Genomic DNA, 2,394 nt, shown 5'->3' with positions numbered 1-2,394 from the left:
GACGGGACTTCATGGTCTGGTCAACAACGCGGCGATTTATGAACCCGTGCCAATGAGGGATTCGAGCGTCGCGCTCTTCGAAAAGCACTTCCGTGTGAATCAGTTGGGTTGCTTCCTCGGTATGCGGGAAGTCTCACCTCTGATCGAGGCATCCGGCGGTGGCGCAATAGTAAACATCTCGTCTGTCGCCGGGATGCGCGGAAGTCGAACTTGTATGGCCTACTCCGCGACGAAATGGGCCCTTCGAGGCATGACAAAATGCGCGGCCCTAGAGCTTGCGCCAGCAGGAATCCGCGTCAATTCTATCCACCCCGGGTGGGTGGAAACCGACATGCTGCTCGCCGAGGATCCGTCCGACAGAGAGCGCCAGTACGCGCTCATTCCGCTCAAGCGGGCCGGGACGGTCGACGAGGTGGCCGACCTCGTTCTCTTCCTGCTCTCGAACGAGAGCCGCTACATTACCGGGGCGGAGATCGCGATCGACGGAGGACTGTTGCTGTGAGCATTTGAGCCTTCTTAGCCCCAACATCCGTTCAGCTCGAAGATTTTTCCGCTTCGTACCCCAAGCAGAGCAGCCCGAACCCGCAAACCGCTAGCCCGCTAGATACCTCAAAAGCCACAGTAGAGCCGATGCCTATCAACGTCAGAATGCCGGCCTTCGTTTCCGATATGGGAGCAGCCACCATTGTAAAATGGATGTTCAACGAGGGGGACGACATAAAGGCCGGAGATGTTTTGGCTCAAGTATCAAGCGGTAGCGATACAGGTGAGATCAAGGCCGCTGCCGGCGGTACTCTGGAAAGGATTGTCGTTCCGGAAGGCGCTAACGGTCTAAAAGTCAGGGACCTGGTCGCCGTTCTTGCCATAAAGACTGAAGCTGGTTCGGTTGCCGCAGCCCCTGGACAACGGTCCGACGCGCCTGGAGGCCCTGCTCCTGCAGCGTCGTCTGGAAGCAAAGGTGCCAAGGACGACGCTGTTCTTAAGCTGTTTGAGGGCGGATCATATGAACGCATACCTAACGACGGGATGCGAAGGACGATTGCACGTCGTCTGCTGACCTCGAAGCAAACCATTCCGCATTTCTATGTCGCAGTGGATTGCGAGATCGATCAGCTTCTAGGACTGCGCTCCCGACTCAACGGTGCGGCGCCTAGGGCCGCGGACGGACTGCCGGTCTACAAGTTGTCCGTCAATGACATGGTGATAAGGGCCTTGGCGCTTGCGCTGCGTGACGTTCCGGACGCGAATGTCTCCTGGACCGAGGGCGCTATTCTTAAACACCAGCACGTCGACATAGGGGTAGCTGTCTCGATCGCAGGCGGTCTGATCACGCCGATCATACGCAAGGCTGAACAGAAAACACTTCAAGTCATTTCCGCCGAGATGAAGGACCTCGGCAAACGCGCGAGAGATCGCAAGCTAAAGCCTGAAGAATATGAAGGCGGCACGACATCGATCTCGAACATGGGCATGATGGGGGTCAAAGAGTTCGCTGCCGTGATCAATCCCCCCCACGCTACGATTCTGGCAGTCGGTGCGGGCAGACAGCATGTAGTCGTCAAGAGCGGTTCAATGGCCATCGCAACGGTGATGAGTGTTACCCTTTCCATCGACCATCGCTGTGTGGACGGCGTGCTCGGAGCAAAGTTGCTGCAGATATTTAAGAGCTATATTGAAAATCCTATGAGCATGGTCGCCTGAGCATGAGGTCCAAGTTTGGCAACTAGACGCTTGCGTTATGGCCGGCGAAGGTAGCGTATTCGCGATCTTGCGCATGAGCGGCTGGACATAAGCTGGGTTTACGGCCAGCGAATCCTTTTGCGCATTCTCAGGACAATTGCTGGCGCCTATCATTGCAAGCCAATTGGCCAGGCTGCCTATACGGGTTGTTTCTGCGGCAGAATGTTGATCCCTGTCGGACGGTGCTGGACAATGTCATTCCGTATCCGTGTCGCGGGGCCGTTTTAGTGATGATAGCCGGCAGAGTGGCACAGACCCGCAAAAGCAACAACGGGCGCCACCCGTATCGGGATCATGATCCCGGTCAATTTATTGGGGCGAGGCCAACATACAAACTTGGATCAAAGGCAGCATGGATTATCTGAAGAAATTCGACCTGTCCGGCAAGCGTGCAATTGTAACCGGAGGGGGGCGCGGTATCGGGCTTGAAATCGCTCACGCTCTCGGCCAAGCGGGCGCGTCAATTGTCATCGCGGACTTGGACGCGAATAGCGCTGCTGCCGCTGCGGCCAAACTCGCATCATGCGGTATCGCGGCAAGTCATCGCGGCATCGATGTGGCAAAGCCGGATGCGGTTACGGCGCTCGCCGACGAACTGAATGCCGAACAGCCGATCGACGTCCTTATTAACAATGCCGGTATAGCCCGGATAAC

3 protein-coding genes are annotated in these 2,394 nt (G+C 56.8%); all 3 read left to right on the top strand.

The features are described 5' to 3' along the window. The coding region (locus tag EN750_RS29635) for an SDR family oxidoreductase (RefSeq protein ID WP_145968029.1) at window positions 1–502 on the top strand (502 nt) is incomplete at its 5' end. A 128-nt stretch (window positions 503–630) separates the two neighbouring features. Continuing rightward, on the top strand, window positions 631–1,701 hold the full coding sequence (locus tag EN750_RS29630) for a 2-oxo acid dehydrogenase subunit E2 (RefSeq protein ID WP_126080630.1): 1,071 nt from the start codon (window positions 631–633) through the stop codon (window positions 1,699–1,701). Window positions 1,702–2,092: 391 nt separating this feature from the next. Next, a partial coding sequence (locus tag EN750_RS29625; protein WP_127398868.1) for an SDR family NAD(P)-dependent oxidoreductase occupies window positions 2,093–2,394 on the top strand: 302 nt, incomplete at its 3' end.

It is taken from the genome of Mesorhizobium sp. M7A.F.Ca.ET.027.03.2.1 (genome assembly GCF_003999175.1).
In the GTDB taxonomy this organism is placed as follows: Bacteria; Pseudomonadota; Alphaproteobacteria; order Rhizobiales; family Rhizobiaceae; genus Mesorhizobium.
Note: the sequence above shows the minus strand (reverse complement) of the source record. Positions and strands in the feature narration are given on the sequence as shown.

Bases quoted from the DNA above. Each gene is read 5' to 3' on its own strand.
- EN750_RS29630 (WP_126080630.1), top strand. From the start codon at position 631: ATGCCTATCAACGTCAGAATGCCGGCCTTCGTTTCCGATATGGGAGCA.